Here is a 20240-nt window from a genome sequence, read left to right as displayed (position 1 = left end):
GAGGACGGGACGCTAAATTTTTACTTTTTGGATGCAAGCCAAGCTTTGACTTGTTTTTCCACTTCCGTTCTAACCTTATCGAGACCTGCGGCTTTGGCTTTTTCCAAATATTTGTCGTAGGCCTTATCCACATCACTGAGAAGGCCTGCCTCCAGCGGGATTCCGAATTGGCTATTTACATCATTGAGCGCGGTATACTCCGTCTCGATGCTGCTCTTGTCTAAGACAAAACCTTCAAAAATGTCTGGAACCACTTTCTTATTGATCTTCTCCATCATCGTGTCGTAATGCTCCCAAGCATCGCTCTTGCGCTTCTTGAAGTTTGCGTTGCCGAACATTCCGCTAGGGAAATAGTTGAAGGATGCGCCGTCCGCAATTTTAGACGTATCGATCATGCCGTCGGAAGTCAGGCTATAGTTAACGCCTTCCGTACCGTAAGTAATGAGATCCCAGAGCTCTTCATGCTGCTGGATATAATCCAGTACCATCAGCGCTCTTTCCGGATTTTTGGCATTCGTCGAAATGGCCGCCATATTGCTGGTCGTGGAGCCTTGAAGAACGGAGTCCGGATTTGCTTCGAAATACATAAAGTAATTCAATTCCCAGCCCTCTGCGCTATGTTCATTTTTCACCTGCGTCGCATGGTTGTTATACCCAGGCAGCTGTTCGTTGAAGGATGCCGCCGCTACGCCGTTAAGCACCTGCGATACGCCCCAGTTCGTGCTGGTAAGAACGCTGGAAGACCAGAAGCCGCGGTCGGCCCAATCCTTCATTTTATACATGTATTCTTTGAATTCAGGTGTCTCGATAACGCTGCGCACTTCGCCGTTTCTCGGGTCGTAAACAAAGTTGTACAGCCTGTCGTGAATCTCGTCGATGCCGATATAAGGCGTGGTGTAGATCCAGGAAGTCCCGTATACTTGACTCTGATAGTCATCGCTTGGGATAATATCCGGCTCATTGTCCTTAATTCCTTGCAGATACGTCTCGATATCAGCCATGGACTTGATTTCAGGCAGATTGTGCTTCTTTCTTAAATCCTCTCTGTATACGAAGGCTGGCGCCGTTACGCCCGTATCCAAACCGGGAACGCCGTAGATCTTTCCGTTAACGGATGCCGCATCCCACGTCGTCTTCGGAACCTTGCTCCAGAGGTAAGGCGCGTACTTCGGCAGCAGTTCGTCAAGCGGAAGAAATGCGTTCTTGGCAGCATAGCTTTGATAATCTAACCAGCCGGGAGCTGCCTGCATCAGATCGTATGGCTCTCCGGAAGCAACAGCCAAGGCATAGTTGTTTTTGTAGTCATTGCCTGCTGCGTAAGTGAACTCGATCGTCGTATTGAGCTCCTTTTTTAATACGGCATTGAGCTTTTCCCAGTACTGCTTCGAGAGGTCCGTATTATTAGGCGCATCTGAAATCGCATACATTTTGAGCTTGACGTAGTCCAGATCGCCTGTATACCCCGAGTTCGCATTGCCCTCCGCCGGCGCCTTTTCACTGCTGCACGCCACGGTGCCGAAGATCAACGCCGCTCCCACTAACCCCACTGTCAGCTTCTTCATTATTTTTCTCATCTTACACTTTCCTCCTCTTTTAAATAGGAATCCTTCCACTTTTCGACCCTTTCCCCCCAATTTACAAAAAGTAGATTTCTATAGTAATTTTCATTACTACCACTGTGTAATTATCCTTTTACCGCACCGATGGAAATCCCTTGAACAAAGTACTTCTGCAGGAAAGGATATAAGAAAATAATGGGTCCCGTTGCCACGATTGCGTTCGCCAGCTTCTGCGTCTCCGTCGGCAGAATTTTACCGGTAAAGTTCTCTGCACCGACCGCAGCGATCTTGGAGGCGGCATTCAGAATGTTGTATAACCGGTATTGCAACGGCCACAAATCGGCTTTCGTAACATAAAGGGAAGCCAGGTACCAATCATTCCAGTAGGAAAGCGCCAGAAACAAGGCAATGGTCGCCAGGATCGGCTTAGACATCGGCACGACGATCTGCAGCAGCGTACGAAACTCCCCGGCTCCTTCTATCCTGGCCGACTCCACAAGGGCGTCCGGAATAGTTTTCATAAAATTACGAATAAGCAAGATGTAAAACGAGCTGCAGATAGAAGGAATGATCAACGCCCAGATGCTGTCCTTTAATCCCAGCTTGGTAACCACGATATACCAGGGGACCAGGCCGCCGGAAAAAAGAGTTGTAAAGTAAATCATGAAAGAGACGATATTACGATATCTCAATTCACTTCTGGAAATGGCGTAACCGCAGAGGGTCATGACCATCAGGCCGATCCCGGTTCCCGCCACGGTTACAAAAAGACTGACGCCGTAGGCTTTGGCAATTTGCGCAGGGAACAGGAAAATACTGCGGTAGCCGTCCAGCGAAAATCCTCTGGGCACAATGGAGTAACCGTTTTTCAGAATCTGCGCGCTGTCCGAAAATGAACCGGAAATTACTAGAATAAAGGGTAGTGCACAAATAATGGATACGATTGTAAGAACGAGATAGAAAAATATTTTTAATCCTTTTTCGCTGGCAGATAGTTTATGTGTATTCATGTTTATCGACTCTCCTTATCTAGAATAAGGCGTTTTCCGGACTCACCTTACGTATGATCCTGTTAACGGTGATCACAAGGACAAAGCCAAATATGGACTGGTAAACACCTGCTGCTGTAGAAGTACCGAGATTGAAATTGACCGTCATCGCACGGTAAATGTAGGTATCCAGAACATCCGTTGCATAGAACAGCTGTCCGTTTCTCTGAATCAGGTTATAGAACAGTTCGAACTGCCCTCTCATGATACCGCCCAGGCTGAACAGCACCAGCATAATGAAGGTCGGCTTTAACATCGGCAGTGTGATGTACCTAATCTCCTTGAACAGGTTGCAGCCGTCGATTTTGGCCGCTTCATAAACTTCCCGGTCAAAGCCCGTAATCGCAGCGAGATAGACAACCATCCCGAACCCTGTACTTTTCCATAAGAAGAAAAGCGTAATGATAATCGGCCAGATCCATTCGATCATATACACGCTGACCCCATTCCCGCCCATAGCCTTCAGCAGCGAGTTGAGTACACCGTAGTTGCTGTTGAAAATGTTATAAGCAATCGTACCTACGATAACGTAGGAAACAAAGTGCGGCAGCAGCATAATGGATTGCGATGTTCTCTTAAAGAGCCGTCCGACAATCGTTGTAAGCATGATCGCAAATATACACTGCATGAGATTTCCGAGGAGAATGAACACCAGATTGTAAAGGATTGTGTTCTTGGTCAGGTAAACGATCGGTGCATCCCATCCGCCTGAAACGAAATACTGAAAGTTTTTCAGCCCTACGAACGGACTGTGGAGAATCCCCTTGCCGAAGTCATAATCGATGAATGCATAGTACACGCCCATCATGGGGATATAGCTGAAAATCACAAAAAAGATCAATGCCGGAAGCGTCATTGCATATAAAGTCTTGTGTTTGTACAACTCGTTGACTACACCGCGCGTTACAGCACGCATCGCATCTACTCCCTTTACTATTGGTATCGGTACCAAAGACCTATTCTTAAGGGTGTTTCATTTCCAAATTGGCCTGAAGACAGATTGTAAGCGGTACCATTACGATCTAAAAAAAATAATTAACCTTATTCCATCATTATCGGCGCTAATATTACCCATTTCGAGTCATTTTGGTACCGGTACCAAAATGAAAGAAAAAAATATAAGCAACCTCTCCGTTTATCCTTTTTGGAATTTCAACCCCTATCTCGAACTATAAATGATACAATTCCTCTTTGTCAAACATTAAATTTACATCGACACCCCCAAATGGCACCGCTTCCAAAACGAGATAAAAAATAAAAGCACCTTCTGTTTATTCGATTTGACATTTCCACTTCCTACCATGAACTATAAATTAAACAATTCATTCTTGTCAACCACAATTCCAATGATTTATTTTTACATTTTCTCTGCAGAATCGTCATTTTGGTATCGGTACCAAAATTATTCGAACTTCGTTGACTTTTAATTTTCACCATAATACAATTAAGAAAATCGAGTTATTTCCTGTTTATACCTGTATTTACTGTTCTTTAAGCTTATGTTCACATCTTGCACAATCTTGGTACCGGTTTCAATAACATATGCTGGCGATTCTGTATAGATGTTATAGAAGAGAGGATTTTTTTCTATGCCAGATGATCGAAAAAAACTTACGATTTATCAGATCGCGGAGTTAAGCGGCGTGTCCGTATCAACCATATCCCGCGTTATCAACAACAGCCCTTACGTTTCCGCAAGGACCAAGGCGCGCGTGACCGATATCATTAATAAACACAACTTCTCGCCAAGCTCCTTGGCCCGTGCCATGACGAGCAACCATACGAAGACACTCGGAGTCATCGTATCGGATATTACAAACCCTTACTTCAGCGAGCTGTATTTGGAGATCCAGCGCTACGCGGTAGATTTAGGCTATTCTATCATTCTATGCAACACCTTTTACGGGGGGTCCAACCACGGCGTTTCTGATGCCATACCGGAAAACACCTATTTCCAGATGATACTGGATAAGCAGGTAGACGGTGTATTGATTTTGGGCGGCGAGATCGACCGGGATCACATTTCGGATGCCTATAAAGATGCCTTGAATCGTATGGGCAAGCAAGTTCCGGTCGTCATTCTGGGAGAATCCGTTCCGGACTGCAATTGCATCTTCCTGAACCGGAATTTAAGCGGCGGTATACCTGCCCTGCTTCATCATCTGCTGGCGCTGGGCCGCCGCAAGATCGGTTTTGTCGGAGGCGAGGAAGGGATTCGTACGACCACGGCCAGACTGACCGCTTATACGCAGACGCTGAAGAATCTGGGAATCTCCTTTGACCCTTCCCTGATCTCTTTAAGCAATTATTATGCACCGGACGGCTATAGAGCAATGGCTAAGCTGCTGGAACAACCGGAAACGCCCCCCACCGCAATCATATGCATGAACGATGCGGTAGCGCAGGGGGCCATCCGGGCGATAAGGGATAAAGGATTGCGTGTTCCGGAGGATATCTCCGTTGCCAGCTGCGATCAGTTTCCTTCCGGCGAATATACCTGCCCCCGCCTGACAACGCTGGACCAGCAGAACAGCTATCTGGGGCGCATGTCCATCATGACCTTGATAAGCGCTATTAATAAGGATTCGGAAGGAATCAGCATTTCTCATCAGCCCCGTTTAATCATCCGTGAATCTTGCGGTGCCCATCTCGGTTTTCAATTCCAACAATAGCAGCTAAGCCATTGATTCGAACGAAAAGCGCAAAGGGGAGCTTCCTATATGGAACGAAAAATCCATGTCACCATATTTAACGAGCACAACCAGGACCGCAGCGAGCCCGTAAAATCGGTCTATCCCGATGGCATTCATGCCGCTATCGCCCAGGCTTTTCATGGCCATGATGACTTTGAAGTGACGATTGCCACTCAGGATATGCCTTCCCATGGACTTTCCGAAGACATTCTGGCGGCTACCGATGTCCTTATCTGGTGGAGCCACATCGACAACGCCGCCTTTGACGATACGATCGCTAACCGCATTTGCTATCATGTCGTCAACCGCGGAATGGGCTTCATCGCCCTTCATTCCGCCATCTTTTCGAAGCCTTGGCAAAGAATGCTTGGCATCTATTATGATGCCGGTCTTTGGGGACGCTTTCGTACTATGCCCAAGGGCGAAAAAGAACGCGTCTGGGTCACCAATCCCGGCCATCCCATCGCTTATGGCATTAACGATTGCATCGAAATTCCCGCGGATGAAATGTACGGCGAGCCGCAGCTGATCCCCGAACCGGATCAGACCGTCTTTATTGCCTGGTGGGAGGGCGGCGATGTCTGCCGCAGCGGCAACGTTTACTACCGCGGAAGAGGAAAACTGTTCCAGTTCACTCCGGGACACGAAACGTTTCCAATCCTGTACCAGAAGGAAATCCATCAGGTTCTGCGCAATGCCGCCAGATGGATGGCTCCGAGTCCCGATATGACGATTCCGACATCAGCCGACGGTTACCTCCCCCGCGATGCCCGCGAAAATCTGGACCACAGACGATAAGAAAGGTTAGGTGTTAAGCGGATGTATGTAAAACGAAAACAAAAAGGGATCCATCACGTTTGTCTGCGCGTGCCTAATTTACATGTTACCGCAAACTTTTACAGAAACGCCTTTGATGCCGAGCTGGTTGCAGAATGGGGTGCGGAGGGGAAAGAAGATCACGCCTTTATTCTGGATCTGGGCACTGGCGATTACTTGGAGATATTCGGAACTTCCGAACCATTTACCACTGGCAAGTGGCAGCATGTCGCGATTTGGACCGACAACATCGAAGCCGCTTTCGAAAGAGCGATTGCGAATGGAGCCACAGTCGCCTCCATGCCTGCCATCTCCCACATTCCTACCCGTTCCGGCCAGGTTGTTCATATGAAATACGGCTTTCTGAATGCGCCTGGAGGAGAAACCGTCGAACTGATCCAGGATGTAGATGCGGATGCCCATATGTAGGCAAAAATAGCGATGAGACCTATGAAAAAAGCGACGCCTCTGTCGCTTTTTTCATTTACAATAAGCCAATTGCCAGGTAAACCGCTGTTCCCCACATAAACAATGCGGAGCATTTATTTAACCCGATAAATATTTGAGCCGGTATTCTCATTCTCTTCAAGGCTGCACCGGCTGCCGCTAGGCCGAAGAACCAGACCCAAGACGCCATCACGCAAGCAAGGGTGAACGCTAGTTGTTCTTGTCCGCTATACATCACCGCACTTGTGCCAATGACGCCGATTGTGTCTAATAGAGCATGCGGGTTTAACAGCGAGACCGAAAGCGCAAAAACGATCTGTTTTTTCAAAGGCATCGCTTCTGCCCCCTCCATATTCGCAGCTCTGGAGAACCAGATCACTTTGCCCATGTATCCTAGAAACAGGATTCCTCCCGCCAATAATACGAGCCGCAGCCACTCAAACTGCAAAACAATCAACGACAGCCCCAGAATGGCCAGCACGATGAGCACCGTATCGCAAATCGCTGCTGTGATCATTGCCGGCAACGCCCTTAATAGGCTAGGCTGTGTAACGCCTTGCGTAAATACGAATACATTCTGTGCCCCCAGCGGCAAAATAAGACCAAAAGCCAGCAACATTCCATGTAGTACCGCTTCCATCATTCCACTCCTTTCTTCTCTATCTTACCTGTGCTATAAATAGAGAAAAGGTCCAATTGGATGGCTGATTTTCCACCCAATTTTTCGAATAAGGAGTTCTCATGAACTGGCAACCGAACCGCGCGTTACCTCTTAGCTTATCCAAGCAAATCGTGCATTGGATGACGGAACAAATTGAAAACGGCGAGTGGCCCATCGGCACCAAACTGCCCCCGCAGCGCAAGCTTGCCCTGTCATTTGGCGTGAATCGCAGTACGCTGCAGGAAGCGTTAGACGAACTGAAGGCTAATGGACTTTTTTCCTCCAAGACTGGCTCCGCTACGTATGTCTCCAATGATTCCTGGAACGTTCTAGTGAGACAGAAACAGACCAATTGGCAGAAGTATATCGAGACGAGCATACACAAATCCAACTTTCAAACGATTCAGCTCATTAATGAATTTGAACAGGATGACTCGGTAATTCGATTAGGCACAGGCGAGCTAAGCCCTTCCTTATTGCCATCATCGGCGATTCACGCCTCGCTCAGCGGGCTCAATCTGGACGGCAAAACAATCGGCTACTCTTCCCCGCAAGGAAGCTTGTCTCTGCGGCAGGCAATTTGCAGCTATGTGCAAAAACGGGGCATCATCACCTCTCCCGAGAACATTTGCATCGTCTCCGGCGCTCTGCAGGCACTTCAGCTGATCTCGCTCGGATTGCTTGAAGCCGGCTCTATCGTGCTGCAGGACCGGTTTTCGTATTTGAATTCGATCCATACGTTTCAATCGTTCGGGATGCAGCTGTATGGCCTGTCCGAGCATCACTACACCATGGATATGATTCAGCGGATCCGGCGAAAAAGGCAAGCCATTCTCTATACGATTCCGACACTTCATAATCCAACCGGCAGCTGCATGACGACCCAGCAGAAAAAAGAGCTGTACACCCTATGCGAGTCGGCACAACTGCCGATTATCGAGGATGATGTTTATTTTGAATTACTGTTCGAGGAGGAGTCCGAGCCTGCTGGGCCTGCAATGAAAGCTTTGGACGAAACGGGCGGGGTTCTCTATATCGGCAGTGTATCCAAGACGTTAAGCCCCGGACTCCGGATTGGCTGGGTCATTGCTTCCATCCCTGTCATTCAACGATTAGCCGATATTAAAATGCAGATGGATTACGGTTCAAGCGCAATCTCGCAGCAGATCGTAGAGCATTGGCTGCGAACCGGCCTATATGAAGGGCATATCAAGGGGCTGAGAACGGAGCTTCAACGCCGAGCAGAATGGATGGACAGCTTGCTGCAGCAGCATTTTCAAGCTATCGCCTCTTGGGAAAAGCCGAAAGGCGGCTTCTACATTTGGTTAAAATTTCATGAGCCGATTGTCACCACCGCCCTATTCATGCAGCTGCTGAAGAATAAGGTGCTCATTAATCCCGGCTACATCTATGCTGCCGATGATGCGCATCATATCCGGCTGTCATTCGCTTATGGCTCAGATGCCGAGCTTGAACAAGGCCTGGATATCCTTTATCAGCAAGCGGTCCTCCAATTAAACAAGCATCGTTAGCCATGACGCTAACGATGCTTGTTTGTTTATCTGCCGCACAACATTATTGGTCTAATATTTCGTTCAGATAAACTTTATAGGTAAAACGAATATAGCTTTCTGTTCACATTTTCCAATATAAATTCAATATTTCGTGACATTTATAGCCCTATCGAGTTATTTCACTTCGGCTTGGCAAGGCGCATACTTAATTCAGACCATGATTGTGAAATACATCACATAGTAGGAAGGCGAGGAAATTGATGAAATCAGAGAAAAATCCCGTCCAGCAAGAGAAAAAGTTGATTGTGCTATGCGCCGTTGTCGCCCTGCTTATGCTGTTGTCCATTGCCCGCAAAATCTTTTAGTTAACGCCGTCTCCGTATTCCTCTTGCAATAACTAACTTTATGAAGGAGCAATTTTATGTTCAATGGATATGATCCCGTCGTCTACAGCCGAATGTTAACCTCATTAACGCTCGGTTTCCATATTATTTACGCCACGATTGGCGTCGGTGTCCCGCTGATGATCGCACTGGCGGAATTCATCGGCATTAAGCGGAATGACCCGCACTATCTGCTGCTTGCGCGCCGCTGGGCTCGCGGCTTTGTCATTACCGTTGCGGTTGGCGTGGTCACCGGTACCGCGATCGGCCTGCAGCTTAGCCTATTATGGCCCAGCTTTATGCGCGTTGCAGGTCAATCCATCTCGCTGCCGCTGTTTCTAGAGACGTTCGCTTTCTTTTTCGAAGCCATCTTTCTCGGCATTTATCTCTACACCTGGGATCGCTTCAAAAATCGGATGACCCACTTCCTGCTGCTCATTCCTGTTGTCATCGGCTCCTCCGCTTCGGCGTTTTTCATTACGATCGTCAATGCGTTTATGAATTATCCGGTTGGCTTCAAGCTGACGGACGGACTCATTTCCGAGGTCAACCCGATTGCCGCCATGCTGAGTCCGGCGATGCCGACCAAGGTCGCCCATGTTCTCTCGTCCGCTTACTTAACCTGTGCTTTTATACTCGCGGCCTTAACTGCATGGAAGCTGCTGAAAGGCAAGAATCATGTTTATTACAAAAAAGCGCTAAAGCTCACGATGGTCAGCGCTTTCGTGTTTATGATTTCCACTGCCCTGATTGGCGATCTTTCGGGCAAATATTTGGCCAAATATCAGCCAGAAAAGCTGGCGGCCGCCGAATGGCACTTCGACACAGCCGCTAAAGCGCCGCTCGTTCTCGGCGGTGTGCTGACTGACAATAATGAGATTAAATACGGGCTGGAAATCCCGTACGGGCTCAGCATTTTGGCCCATAGCAATCCTTTTGCCGTCGTAAAGGGACTGAATGATTTTCCAGAGGATGAACGGCCGCCGCTGTGGATTCATTATTTATTCGATATCAAAATGGGCTACGTCGCCTTCATGGTGGCGGTCTCGCTTCTATTCATCATCGAAATGGTTCGTAAAAGAGGTAATGTGTACCGCCGCTGGCTATTATTCGCCATCGTCGCCGCTGCACCAATCGCAATGCTTACGATCGAGCATGGCTGGATTTTCTCCGAGGTGGGCAGACAGCCTTGGATTTTGCGGGGCCTCATGCGCACGACAGAAGGAGCTACAACATCCGAGCATGTCGATTTGATGCTATGGCTGTTCACACTGCTATATGTCGGGTTAGGCATTTCATCGGTCCGGGTGCTGCTGAAAATGTTCAAAAACAACCATGCGGAGGATGAATTGGCCGCATTCGGGAAGGAGGCCGGCGAGCGCACATGAGCTATGAAGTGGTAGGCATAACGGTATTATGGACGTTTCTGTTCGGCTATCTCATCGTCGCCTCGATTGATTTCGGGGCCGGATTTTTCAGTTATTACAGTTCTATCACCGGAACGCGGCATGTCATCCATGCCATTATCAATCGTTATTTATCGCCGGTCTGGGAAGTAACGAATGTGTTTCTGGTTTTCTTCTTCGTCGGGTTTATCGGCTTCTTCCCGGATACGGCCTATTATTACGGCACCGCGCTGCTCATTCCCGGAAGCATTGCTATTGTTCTGTTAGCCGTGCGCGGAGCCTACTATGCTTTTAATCATTACGGCTCTCGCAGCAAGAAAATCTATACGCTGATGTATGGCGCCAGCGGTCTGCTCATTCCAGCAGCCCTATCCACCGTGCTGACCATATCGGAGGGCGGATATATTAAAGTCGGCGAGGACGGCAAAGTGGTGTTTTTAGCTAGGGAGCTGTTTACCAGCAGCTATTCCTGGGCGGTCGTTCTGCTTGCGTTGGTCAGCGTCCTGTATATTTCCGCAATGTTCCTGAGCTTCTACGCACATAAAGCGGGTGATCTGCCCGCTTTCCAGGTCGTTCGGAAATATGCGCTGGCTTGGAGCCTGCCTACGATCATCAGCAGTCTGCTCGTCTTTTTCGCTATTCATAATCACAATCGGGAGCATTTCAACAACATGCTGGACCGGTCCTGGATGTTCGCCCTATCCTTCGTCTTTTTCCTCATTGCGGTTTACTTCGTGTGGAAAAAGAAACGGCTTGGCCTATCGTTTGTTTGCGTCATTTTACAATTTGCGTTCGCCTTCTATGGTTATGGCTCTGCCCATCTGCCTTACATTCTGTATCCGTACTTGACGATACATGATAATTTCACCAGCCCGTCCATGGCGATTGCGCTCATTATTGCCTTCATACTCGGCTTGCTGCTGCTCATTCCGTCGTTGTATCTGCTAATGAGGCTGTTCCTGTTCAACACCTCCTATGTCAAAGGAAACACCAAATAATCACAGAGAGCTGGTGACAGCAATGGAATTTGTACTTATTATGGTCGCCCCGCTTCTTATCGTGGCGCTGGCTGTAGCTGCTTTATTTGTATGGGGCGCGAAGGGCAATGTGTCGCCTAAACACGACCAATAGCTTGGATTAACAAGAACATCAATGGAGGTACTTTTGTGTGAAGCACAAGAAAGGCGTCATTCTGATCGTAAGTCCAGACAAGCACGTTCATGTGCTCTTGAAATCATTGTTTGTAAAAGAAGGCTACGTCACCGAAAGCACGTATCATCCGAACTCTGCCCTGTTCAAATCCAATCCCGATCATTATAGTCTCATGATAATCGACCAGTTGGCTGGCGGAATGACTAACATTCAACTGTGCGCGTCCATCCGCAAAAAGCTGCAAATTCCCATCCTGCTGTTCACACCAGCGGGACGGGAGGATCAGCGACTGGCTGCCTTTGAAGCAGGGGCGGATGACTGTATGGAGAAGCCGGTGTTCTATAAGGAATTGGTAATGCGGGCACAGGCGATTCTCAAGCGGACCTCGGCGCAAATTCTGAAGGCTGTGAACCGGACCGAATACCGAACGATTCAGCTCAAGCGAATTGTCGTTACCCCCTCTGCTCACCGCGTTGTGGTGGATGACCGCAGCATTCATTTTTCTCTAAAAGAATTCGATCTGCTCTATTATCTAGTGCTGAATGCAGACATCGCCCATACCCGCTCCCAGCTGCTGGACGCCGTATGGAGACAGTCTGATGTCTATGACCATCGCACAGTAGATACGCATATTAAGCGAATTCGTGACAAGCTGTCTGCCATATCGCCTGACGTAGGCGCGATGATTACGACTGTGAGAGGGATTGGCTATTCGTTCAGGGAATGTCCTGCGGGTGTGGTTGGGGTGGATTAAGGGGAGTTGAAAGATAACTCAATCAGGTGCTGCTTAATGATTACGTTCCACGACACAAGTTAAAGAATAATAGGAAGCGGGGCAAAAGACCAATAAATACAAATGGTCGCTCAGGAAATTTACCTGACCGACCATTTTCACTTTTCTTCTATTTACCACCAATCCGCTGTTGCAACAAATTTCCATTGCCCATCCTCTAAGCGAAATAAGAATAGTTGTTTATCTTCTTCCATTTTTTCCTTGTGATCATATATCTTTGTTTTAAAGTTCACTACGACACCTTTGGTACCTTCAGGTGGTGTTGGGTCCGGCTTCACGGAAAAGTCTAACCTATCGAAGCTAATATAATACTTTTTAAACTCCCCCGTCATCTTTTCTGTACCTTTTGGCATCACTGCATTTAATGCGTCGTAATCCTTTTCATAAACTGCTCTCATATACTGATTCAAAGCCTTTACAATTCCTAATTCATCGCCTTCATACTTACTCTCATCGAGATAAGTTGGCTGTAGTAGTGGGCTTAATTCACTCTCTTCTTCCAAGTGATTATTTGAATCAAGCTCCTTCATCTCTTCATCGGCTGACTTAGCTTCGACAACTTCCTTGGAGTTGATTCCATTATTGTATCCACCAAGCTCCTTATTTCCCATCGAACAACCAGCTAATAGTATCATAATACAAAGGATGTAAATCTTCTTCATTATTCACCCTCCACATTATATTGCTGAATTCTGTATATCCATAAAGACGTTCTTCAAATACAGCGTTATCGCCATAGTCTTTCTGTTCATTTTATGGACGGACCTGGAGCTGAGCTTGGCATCTAGTTCTTCTTGTCTTCTACCGACTTATGAAATTCCTCAAGATTGTCAATCAGCATTTCGTTCATCGAGGATATTGTTTCTTCGGTATAATAAGCAAAGTGTGGTGTACAGATAACGTTAGTTAAATCACATAGTGAAGCTTCTTGCAACGGCTCCTCAGGAAATACGTCCAGCCCGGCTCCGAACAGCCTTCCTGCGAGCAGGCTCTTTTCTAGAAAATCATAATCCAACAAACTTCCTCTGGAGGTATTAATGAGAATAGCATTCGGCTTCATCCACGCGATTTTTTCCTTATCGAGAAATACACCGTTCCCTTTATTGGATAAATGTAGGGTAAGAATGTCCGATTGCTGAATGACTTGCCTGAGCGGCAATTCCCCTTCTTTTTCTTCCTCAGACTTAGAAGCAATTAGAATCTCCATGCCAAGCGCCCGGCCAATTGCTCCTACCTGCTTGCCAATTTGGCCGTTCCCTATGATCCCCAGCTTCTTGCCGGCCAGCTCATAATTCGGAGTTAATCCGCTTCGCCAATGACCTTGGACAACATTGTTGTGAGAGGATTTTAGCTGTTTCGTCACCGCGAAGATCAAGGCAAAGGTATGCTCGGCCACTGACGTTTGACTTAATTGAGGAATTCCTTTATAGAATATCCCCAATTCCTCAGCAAGTTTACGATCAATATAATCCGTATTATGAGCACGAATCCCAATATACTTACACTTAGTCATTTTCAAAAGCGAGTCTCGAGACAAGCGGCTATGGAGCAGCACCGCATCACAATTGCTGAGTTGACCTTCGGACGGGTTAAGCGGAGAAAACAATTCCACGTTGTATCCAGCGGATAACCGGGCCATGTCTGCCTTCGACAAAACGATAGCCGAATCAAGCAAACAGTTCAGTTTTTGATTGGATTGCATCATTGCACCTCTTAATCTGGTAAGGATCCTATCGCCTTCCAGAGCTATACTTTTTTTAACCTTTACATGATTTCAAAATATTTACATTCAAATTCTATCATAACCTCTATTTAAAGGATAAGTGCATTTCTACTTTATTTTCACACTTCTGCTTGACTGCCACGCTATCCATTTTCGCGCAATGCCTACTCTGGTCTCCATACTTCTTGCCGAATACCAACACTGACCCTCGCGCCACTCCGGCTCTGAGTCGAACTCTATCCCGGTAATTTGTTCAAGTGCATGGCACCGCTGACTAAAGGTCGAGACCCTTTGATTTACCGCATCATCCATTAACCCTATAATGATCGGAGAAATAAAGAAAGGATGCTTCACTTGAGCTGCAAGAGTTAATGAAGCGTATTGGATGTTTAAATCCGTATCTGAAAATAGCGCAGCAATATCGATCAGCAATTGCTCCCGCAAGTCTGGGCATTTGCCGCATGCATACAGAGCGCTCATTCGCACGTAGCTGCTGGTATCTTTGAGTAATGGACACATATCTTCTATTGAAATAGTCTCAGGGTGCTCTGATAAAAGACTAATTGCCGCCGCACGTATTTTATAGGAGGAGTGCTGCAGTAAAGGATATATATGATGATAGGCTTCCGATGAAAGAGTTTTTGAGAAATAAGAGAATACCGCGGCGAGTATCTCCTCTTCACTCCCGCTCCTTAATGCCGCTAAACGTTCGGAATGCTCTCTTTCCTGCCAGCTCCTCCAAAGTACAAAAGGAGTAGTTGATGGGAATACTTCATCATCGAATGAAGTATCCACCGCAGCAGAAACATTCACTAAACCGGAACGGAGTTCATTCCATATATGAGGCAAATGGCTGCTGCTCCTCAGGAGCGCTTCTTTTACCTGGGAGGCAGACCATAACGGATTAGCCTGCCAAATACATGCTGAGGCCCCCAGTATGATCGGTCCTGAATAAGAGGTGCCCTCCGTTCTTGCATAACCATCAGGCAGATTATCGTATGAAGCTGTGTAGTGATGCACCCGTTCCTCCTCGGACTGAAACGGCATTGGCAGCACTACGTTTTCTGCAGGGGCAAGGATTTCCGGAACCCATTTGTTGTCAAACGTATTTCCTCTGCATCCATGATAAGCCTGTGCATGAAGGACGTCTGCATCGATTGGAACGATAACACCGCCAACAGACAATACAGAGGGCGATGCCGACGGGCCATCGCAGGTCAGTTCCCTCGTATTTCCGGATGAGGATACAATCAGTAGAACCCTCGCTCGCCAATTGCTCGCACGCAATACGAACAGGATCGGCTTGCCAAGGCAGCAATCCTGTATCTCTAGTTGCAGTGACTGTAAGGACGACACCACGAATGTTATAGGTGCGCCAGTTTGCTTTGAGCCACTCCAGAGCCTTGCCGATTTTTTCTTCCGCTTCATTAGAGGTGTAGAACGGTCCAGTCTGCAGCAAATAGAGATTGGCGTCCGGCACTGCGCCTGTATAAACACCATTGGAAAGCACCCCAGATCCGGCTGCGGCTGTGGCACTCCAAAGTCCATGCAGCCCCTTATTCCAAGGCCCTTCATTAGACTGCAATAGAATGGGCAGTGCATGAGGCTCTGAAGCTTGTATGAGGTATGTATCCCGCTGCCGATTGGACGTGATATCTGGATGCTGTGCGAAGCTGCTGTCGATGACCGCAATATTAACACCCTTCCCCGTAAGGTTCTCCGGGATGTTCAGAAATGCTCGAATAGATGGCCACATGATGGGATCAATCCTTTCAATGTTTGGTCAGTTTTTGAAACAAAAAGACCATGGCGTGATGATCACCATGGTCTTCGTCTAGTTGTTCGGGGTTGTACGGATTTTTGAATTAAAAACAGAATCGATATGCTTCCTATCATAATCTAATATCCAGTTATTAAATTTACCATAAAGTCCTTCAAGCTGAGCTGTAGCATTTGCAACGATATCCAAACCTCTGCTGTCATAGAAATAAAAGATCGTATCCCGCGATTGATTAACGATACAAATTTTGTAATCTGAGAAGAGAAACGTTATGGGCTTAATATCTGATGCCTTGCAGCTCAATACAAATCGGTAGGATTCCGATCCCTCCGTCTCTTCTCCATCCGATAGTGTTACGGTGCTGCAGTTAAGATTTCTTAAAGTGTTTTTGTGTCTGACGCCCTTTTTGAAGACATTTAGTTTATAAGGTCTTCTTCTAGGTCGGATATCCAGGAATAACACAATAAACAAATCATCATTAGGCTGATGTGAACTTTTAAATAGAGTGGTAGAACGATAGTAAACTTGTTCTTTGTACTCTTCATCGGAAACTGAAGGATCGGGATTCCCGATTTCATAACGAATGCCAACATCCGCATTATAAAATAATGGAGATTCCAGCTTCAGTCCCGGAAACTTTTCACTCAAATACAAATCCAATGCTGCTGTCACTTCTACTCCCCTTGCAATACGTAATCTAGGACTTCTTAAAACGATTCATCCATTAATCAAACACATCCGCATGTGTGCGTACTTCCGGTAATTTATGATTACGTATATATTCTTTCCAATCATCGAGTCTACTGCCAACGAAATCGGATTTGACCACGCACATATATGATACAAGACTAGTGAGACTTGAAATGAGCTCAAAATCATCTCGAGTTTTAATATTTATATTTTCTTCTTTAATCCCTTGCAAGTAATTAGTCGCAAATTGAACAAGGAACTCACAGTCACTAATATTAAAAATATCTATTTTATTTTTCAGCAAATAATAAGTTGATTCAAATGCTATTTTCTGTAGCTTATTTAGACCATACTTCATCATATTGAATAACTCACTTTTAACAAACGTTACGTCCTCAAAAATCTCCAATTTATAAATAAAAACTAAATAATCATATAGTATTGTTGCAGCGGCTTCCACTTTGGTCTTATTACTTTCCCACAACCAATTCATAACATCTTTTAATGAGTACTTAATATTTATATTTAGCCTATTTAAACATGGTATTAAATATATAGATACATCTGCTCTTTTTTCATCAATTTCAAAAAAAATTTGAGCTATTTTAATTCTGTCTTCTTCATTTAAATATTCTTGAGGTATAGTGCCCCATATATTGTTCTTCAGTGTTGTAATTACCGTTTTAATATAATCCCGATTTGACATAAAAGAATTCCTGTTTAGGTCTCTTAATAAGCCTTCTTTTTCAGTTTCCCACCACACATAGAACTTTTCCAACCAAATTTTATATATTTCATGATCAGGCAAGTTTACCTTGCTGCAGCTTATATAATCTAAAAAAACGCCTCTAATCTCCCTAAAATAGTCGCCTACCTCATCCGAAGTTTTCATTGTAGGGATAACTCGTTTTAAAAACTCATTCTTTCCTTCTCTTAATACCCTTTCTGGATCGATTATCCTGTCAAATGTAGTCTTGTATATAAAATCACTAATCCCTAATTTATTAACAGGAGAGAGCAATTTCATGCAATCTATAAACTGTTTATATTTCTGATCAGATAAGTTATTAGATAATGCAAGATATGTTAATCTAATTAATGAACTTTCTCTTGTGCTTTTAGATGTATTTTGGAAACTAAGATTATTAAAGAGTAAATTAAGTTGTTCTTCTGAAATATTTATTTTTATTCCTTGGACTTTTTCATCTAGCACTATTAATAAAGGCTCAAAAAAACTAGAAGTGTATAGTGAATAATCAGATGTATCTTGAACCTTAATTTTTGTGTTTATTAGCTTTTCACAAAACACCCCAAACTCCTCTTTACTTTTAGCATAAGTTATTCTAGTTATCAAAGCACTCAAGACTTCTTTATCTTCATTATAGTAATTTCTCTTATTCTCTATGAATTCAATCGCCATTTCATCTATTTCTTGCTGTATGTCAAAAGGAACTGCAAAATAAATACGTGATAAAATTTCAAAAGCTATATTGTTATTTATAATAGAATTCTGCTCATAACGAATTCCTTTTTTTAATATATCAACTATTCTTATTAATCCTTTATCATCTAATTTATAAACAAATTCTCTAGAGAAAATATCATTAACTTTATTCCGATTATAAAAATTATTAATTCTTTTAATCTGTGAATATAACGGGTAATAACCTTCTAAATTTTTAAGCGCTAATTCATATTGGAATATATCATTTATAGATAATGCATACTTTTCTTGCAATTGTATAGCAGCAAAGGAATCTAAAAGTTCTTGTTTCATATAATCGCCCATGGTGGATTTTGAAGTTTTAGTTCCAGGATCAAATCCCCTCTCTTCAAATATACCTAGGGAATTCTCAAATGTTTTTATGGATGTTATTGTTCGATCCAATTCTTTGTTTGAATCACAATTTTTACTACTTAAATATCTTAATCGATCATATCCATAATTCCATTCCTGAGTAATTCTGTTACGATTATGAAGTGCTACACTTTCTAGTGAAAGTAAACGGAAATCATCATTTTTTATAGCAAGAAGCTTGCGAATTATTTGTAAATTATCTTCAAACATTATCTTTGCTGTATCTTTTTCATTCATTTTCTCATAAATTACAGCTTTTTTGATCCCCCATTCTATATCCCTGGTATGTACTTCCCACTCCGACATTAACTTTTCCATAATTTCTATATCATTAAGAAAAAAGAAGTACATTATTTTTTCATAGATGAGTTGATGTTGCTGTTCTTTATTTAGTGGTAAATTATTTAGTATATCTTGATACTTTACAAAATTCTCTTGATCACAGTCTAATCTTGCCTCTTTCAGAAGTCTTAAAAGTAATTGGACGAATATTTTGTTAGAATAATGATCTTTTTCATTAATTAGAGACACAAGTTTTTCATAAATAAAGTAATCAAGTGGAATAGCGAACTTATCATAACACCATAAAATTTCATTTAAAAAAGCAATAGAGTTATTATTAATTGAGTTATTTTCGATATTATTTATAAAATCGATTGCACATTGACGAATAGATATACCATGTCCTCTTCTAATGTCGTCTGGCATTACTACCCAACCAGGATAAGTTTCCCGATTATATTTGAAAGAACTTTGGCCGTTATCCGAACTATATGCCTGATGTGGCCACATTGTTTTTTCTTCTCTATTACTATATGCCAAAAACTCAAAAACATCAGTAAACATCTTTTTATAGGGTTGATCACATTCTTGATATAAACTTTTAAAATCTATCAAAGTAATCCCGATATCTTCTAACTCGGCTCTCCGATGTTCTTGTCCAAATCCAATCATATAGATTTTAGACATATGCTCACCTAAATTGCTTGAAACCCAAGAAGTCCATCTTTTAAAATTGGGATCATCACCCGAGAAACCAATAAGAACAAAAGTTGTTTCCATGATCGATTGCTGTACCATATTTACAAAAGGACTAAACTTTACGGGATATTCATTATAATCTTTTTCTGTAAATACAAATGGTCTGTTCGCAGGAAAACTGCCGTGAAGCTTAATTATCCTAGGTTGAACCGAGTTTGCTATATCACTAATATTATAAATAGTCTGATAATTCCGTTCGTAAATTTGCTTCTTTGCTCGTTCTAACAAAGTATCATAATTTGTTGTGTAAACATCGTTCCAAGGAAGCTTCAAAAGTTTATAATGAAGCTCATCAGGTTCGTAATTATCATCAGGTACAGCTTCTTTCAATATTACATCTAGGCCAACCCTACCATATTCTTTTACATATAATTGTCCAATCTCTAAAACATCCTTACTCTCAACATCTTTATGATGATTTAACTCTCGAATTAATTTATTTTTAATGTCATCCCAAACAGCCATCCCATCAAAAGAATCCTCAATCTTCTGAGCATTCAAACTAAATCCAGCACCTATCATGACAGAAACATGACTTTTACCGTCACTTGCCCATAATTTGTTACGAATATTTTTAAGATGTGGGTACATTTCTAACTTTTCTTCGAATACTTCTTCTATGTTATTATCCATTAGTAAGTCTCCTATCAGAATATTGATAATTCGCCCAATCAA

The 20240-nt window shown here is 44.1% G+C and carries 17 protein-coding genes; 8 read left to right on the top strand and 9 right to left on the bottom strand.

Features of this window, described 5'->3' with window-relative positions:
• Positions 1 to 20: 20 nt before the first annotated feature.
• The 3 genes from ACFVVF_RS12050 to ACFVVF_RS12040 form a co-directional block, all read right to left on the bottom strand.
• Positions 21 to 1574 (bottom strand): extracellular solute-binding protein, encoded by a 1554-nt coding sequence (locus tag ACFVVF_RS12050; RefSeq protein ID WP_387809264.1) that lies wholly within the window; start codon positions 1572 to 1574, stop codon positions 21 to 23.
• Positions 1575 to 1684: 110 nt separating this feature from the next.
• Positions 1685 to 2569 carry a carbohydrate ABC transporter permease gene (locus tag ACFVVF_RS12045; RefSeq protein ID WP_387809262.1) on the bottom strand — a complete coding sequence of 295 codons (885 nt, stop codon included), beginning with the start codon at positions 2567 to 2569 and terminating at the stop codon, positions 1685 to 1687.
• A 19-nt stretch (positions 2570 to 2588) separates the two neighbouring features.
• Positions 2589 to 3524 (bottom strand): ABC transporter permease, encoded by a 936-nt coding sequence (locus ACFVVF_RS12040; protein WP_387809259.1) that lies wholly within the window; start codon positions 3522 to 3524, stop codon positions 2589 to 2591.
• Between the two features lie 673 nt (positions 3525 to 4197).
• On the opposite strand from ACFVVF_RS12040, the gene ACFVVF_RS12035 reads away from it, so the two are divergent.
• Genes ACFVVF_RS12035 through ACFVVF_RS12025 form a run of 3 tightly spaced genes read left to right on the top strand, consistent with a single transcriptional unit; the run spans position 4198 to position 6546 of the window.
• Positions 4198 to 5280: a LacI family DNA-binding transcriptional regulator gene (locus ACFVVF_RS12035; RefSeq protein ID WP_387809256.1), complete on the top strand. Its 1083-nt coding sequence runs from the start codon at positions 4198 to 4200 to the stop codon at positions 5278 to 5280.
• A gap of 48 nt (positions 5281 to 5328) precedes the next feature.
• Entirely contained in the window at positions 5329 to 6099 is a 771-nt protein-coding gene (locus ACFVVF_RS12030; protein WP_387809253.1) for a ThuA domain-containing protein, read from the top strand.
• A 21-nt stretch (positions 6100 to 6120) separates the two neighbouring features.
• Entirely contained in the window at positions 6121 to 6546 is a 426-nt protein-coding gene (locus tag ACFVVF_RS12025) for a VOC family protein (protein WP_387809250.1), read from the top strand.
• Between the two features lie 55 nt (positions 6547 to 6601).
• Here the strand turns inward: ACFVVF_RS12025 and ACFVVF_RS12020 are convergent, their stop codons facing one another.
• On the bottom strand, positions 6602 to 7204 hold the full coding sequence (locus ACFVVF_RS12020) for a LysE/ArgO family amino acid transporter (protein ID WP_387811411.1): 603 nt from the start codon (positions 7202 to 7204) through the stop codon (positions 6602 to 6604).
• Between the two features lie 101 nt (positions 7205 to 7305).
• Between ACFVVF_RS12020 and ACFVVF_RS12015 the strand changes: the two genes are divergently transcribed.
• The 5 genes from ACFVVF_RS12015 (at position 7306) to ACFVVF_RS11995 (ending at position 12434) form a co-directional block, all read left to right on the top strand.
• Positions 7306 to 8757, top strand: coding sequence for an aminotransferase-like domain-containing protein (locus ACFVVF_RS12015; RefSeq protein ID WP_387809247.1), 1452 nt, complete (start codon positions 7306 to 7308; stop codon positions 8755 to 8757).
• 403 nt (positions 8758 to 9160) lie between these two features.
• The gene (locus tag ACFVVF_RS12010; RefSeq protein WP_387809245.1) at positions 9161 to 10510 is read left to right on the top strand and encodes a cytochrome ubiquinol oxidase subunit I; all 1350 of its coding nucleotides are present in this window, start codon (positions 9161 to 9163) and stop codon (positions 10508 to 10510) included.
• A complete protein-coding gene (locus tag ACFVVF_RS12005; protein ID WP_387809242.1) occupies positions 10507 to 11526 on the top strand; it encodes a cytochrome d ubiquinol oxidase subunit II in 1020 nt (339 codons plus the stop codon). The genes ACFVVF_RS12010 and ACFVVF_RS12005 overlap by 4 nt, the downstream gene beginning before the upstream one ends.
• A 22-nt stretch (positions 11527 to 11548) precedes the next feature.
• Positions 11549 to 11659, top strand: a complete 111-nt coding sequence (cydS, locus tag ACFVVF_RS12000; protein WP_387809240.1) for a cytochrome bd oxidase small subunit CydS family protein — start codon at positions 11549 to 11551, stop codon at positions 11657 to 11659.
• A 37-nt stretch (positions 11660 to 11696) separates the two neighbouring features.
• Positions 11697 to 12434 (top strand): response regulator transcription factor, encoded by a 738-nt coding sequence (locus ACFVVF_RS11995; protein ID WP_387809237.1) that lies wholly within the window; start codon positions 11697 to 11699, stop codon positions 12432 to 12434.
• Between the two features lie 152 nt (positions 12435 to 12586).
• Here ACFVVF_RS11995 and ACFVVF_RS11990 read toward each other — a convergent pair whose 3' ends face one another.
• From ACFVVF_RS11990 to ACFVVF_RS11970, 5 genes are all read right to left on the bottom strand, one after another.
• Positions 12587 to 13135, bottom strand: a complete 549-nt coding sequence (locus ACFVVF_RS11990) for a hypothetical protein (protein WP_387809234.1) — start codon at positions 13133 to 13135, stop codon at positions 12587 to 12589.
• A 122-nt stretch (positions 13136 to 13257) separates the two neighbouring features.
• Entirely contained in the window at positions 13258 to 14178 is a 921-nt protein-coding gene (locus ACFVVF_RS11985; protein WP_387809231.1) for a 2-hydroxyacid dehydrogenase, read from the bottom strand.
• Between the two features lie 126 nt (positions 14179 to 14304).
• Positions 14305 to 15624, bottom strand: a complete 1320-nt coding sequence (locus ACFVVF_RS11980; protein WP_387809228.1) for a S8 family serine peptidase — start codon at positions 15622 to 15624, stop codon at positions 14305 to 14307.
• Between the two features lie 406 nt (positions 15625 to 16030).
• Positions 16031 to 16648 (bottom strand): DUF3885 domain-containing protein, encoded by a 618-nt coding sequence (locus ACFVVF_RS11975; protein ID WP_387809225.1) that lies wholly within the window; start codon positions 16646 to 16648, stop codon positions 16031 to 16033.
• Between the two features lie 52 nt (positions 16649 to 16700).
• Positions 16701 to 20198: an SIR2 family NAD-dependent protein deacylase gene (locus ACFVVF_RS11970; protein WP_387809222.1), complete on the bottom strand. Its 3498-nt coding sequence runs from the start codon at positions 20196 to 20198 to the stop codon at positions 16701 to 16703.
• Positions 20199 to 20240 lie beyond the last annotated feature (42 nt).

This window comes from Paenibacillus sp. NPDC058174 (assembly GCF_042883865.1).
In the GTDB taxonomy this organism is placed as follows: domain Bacteria; phylum Bacillota; class Bacilli; order Paenibacillales; family Paenibacillaceae; genus Pristimantibacillus.
This window is presented reverse-complemented; position numbering and strand designations above follow the sequence as displayed.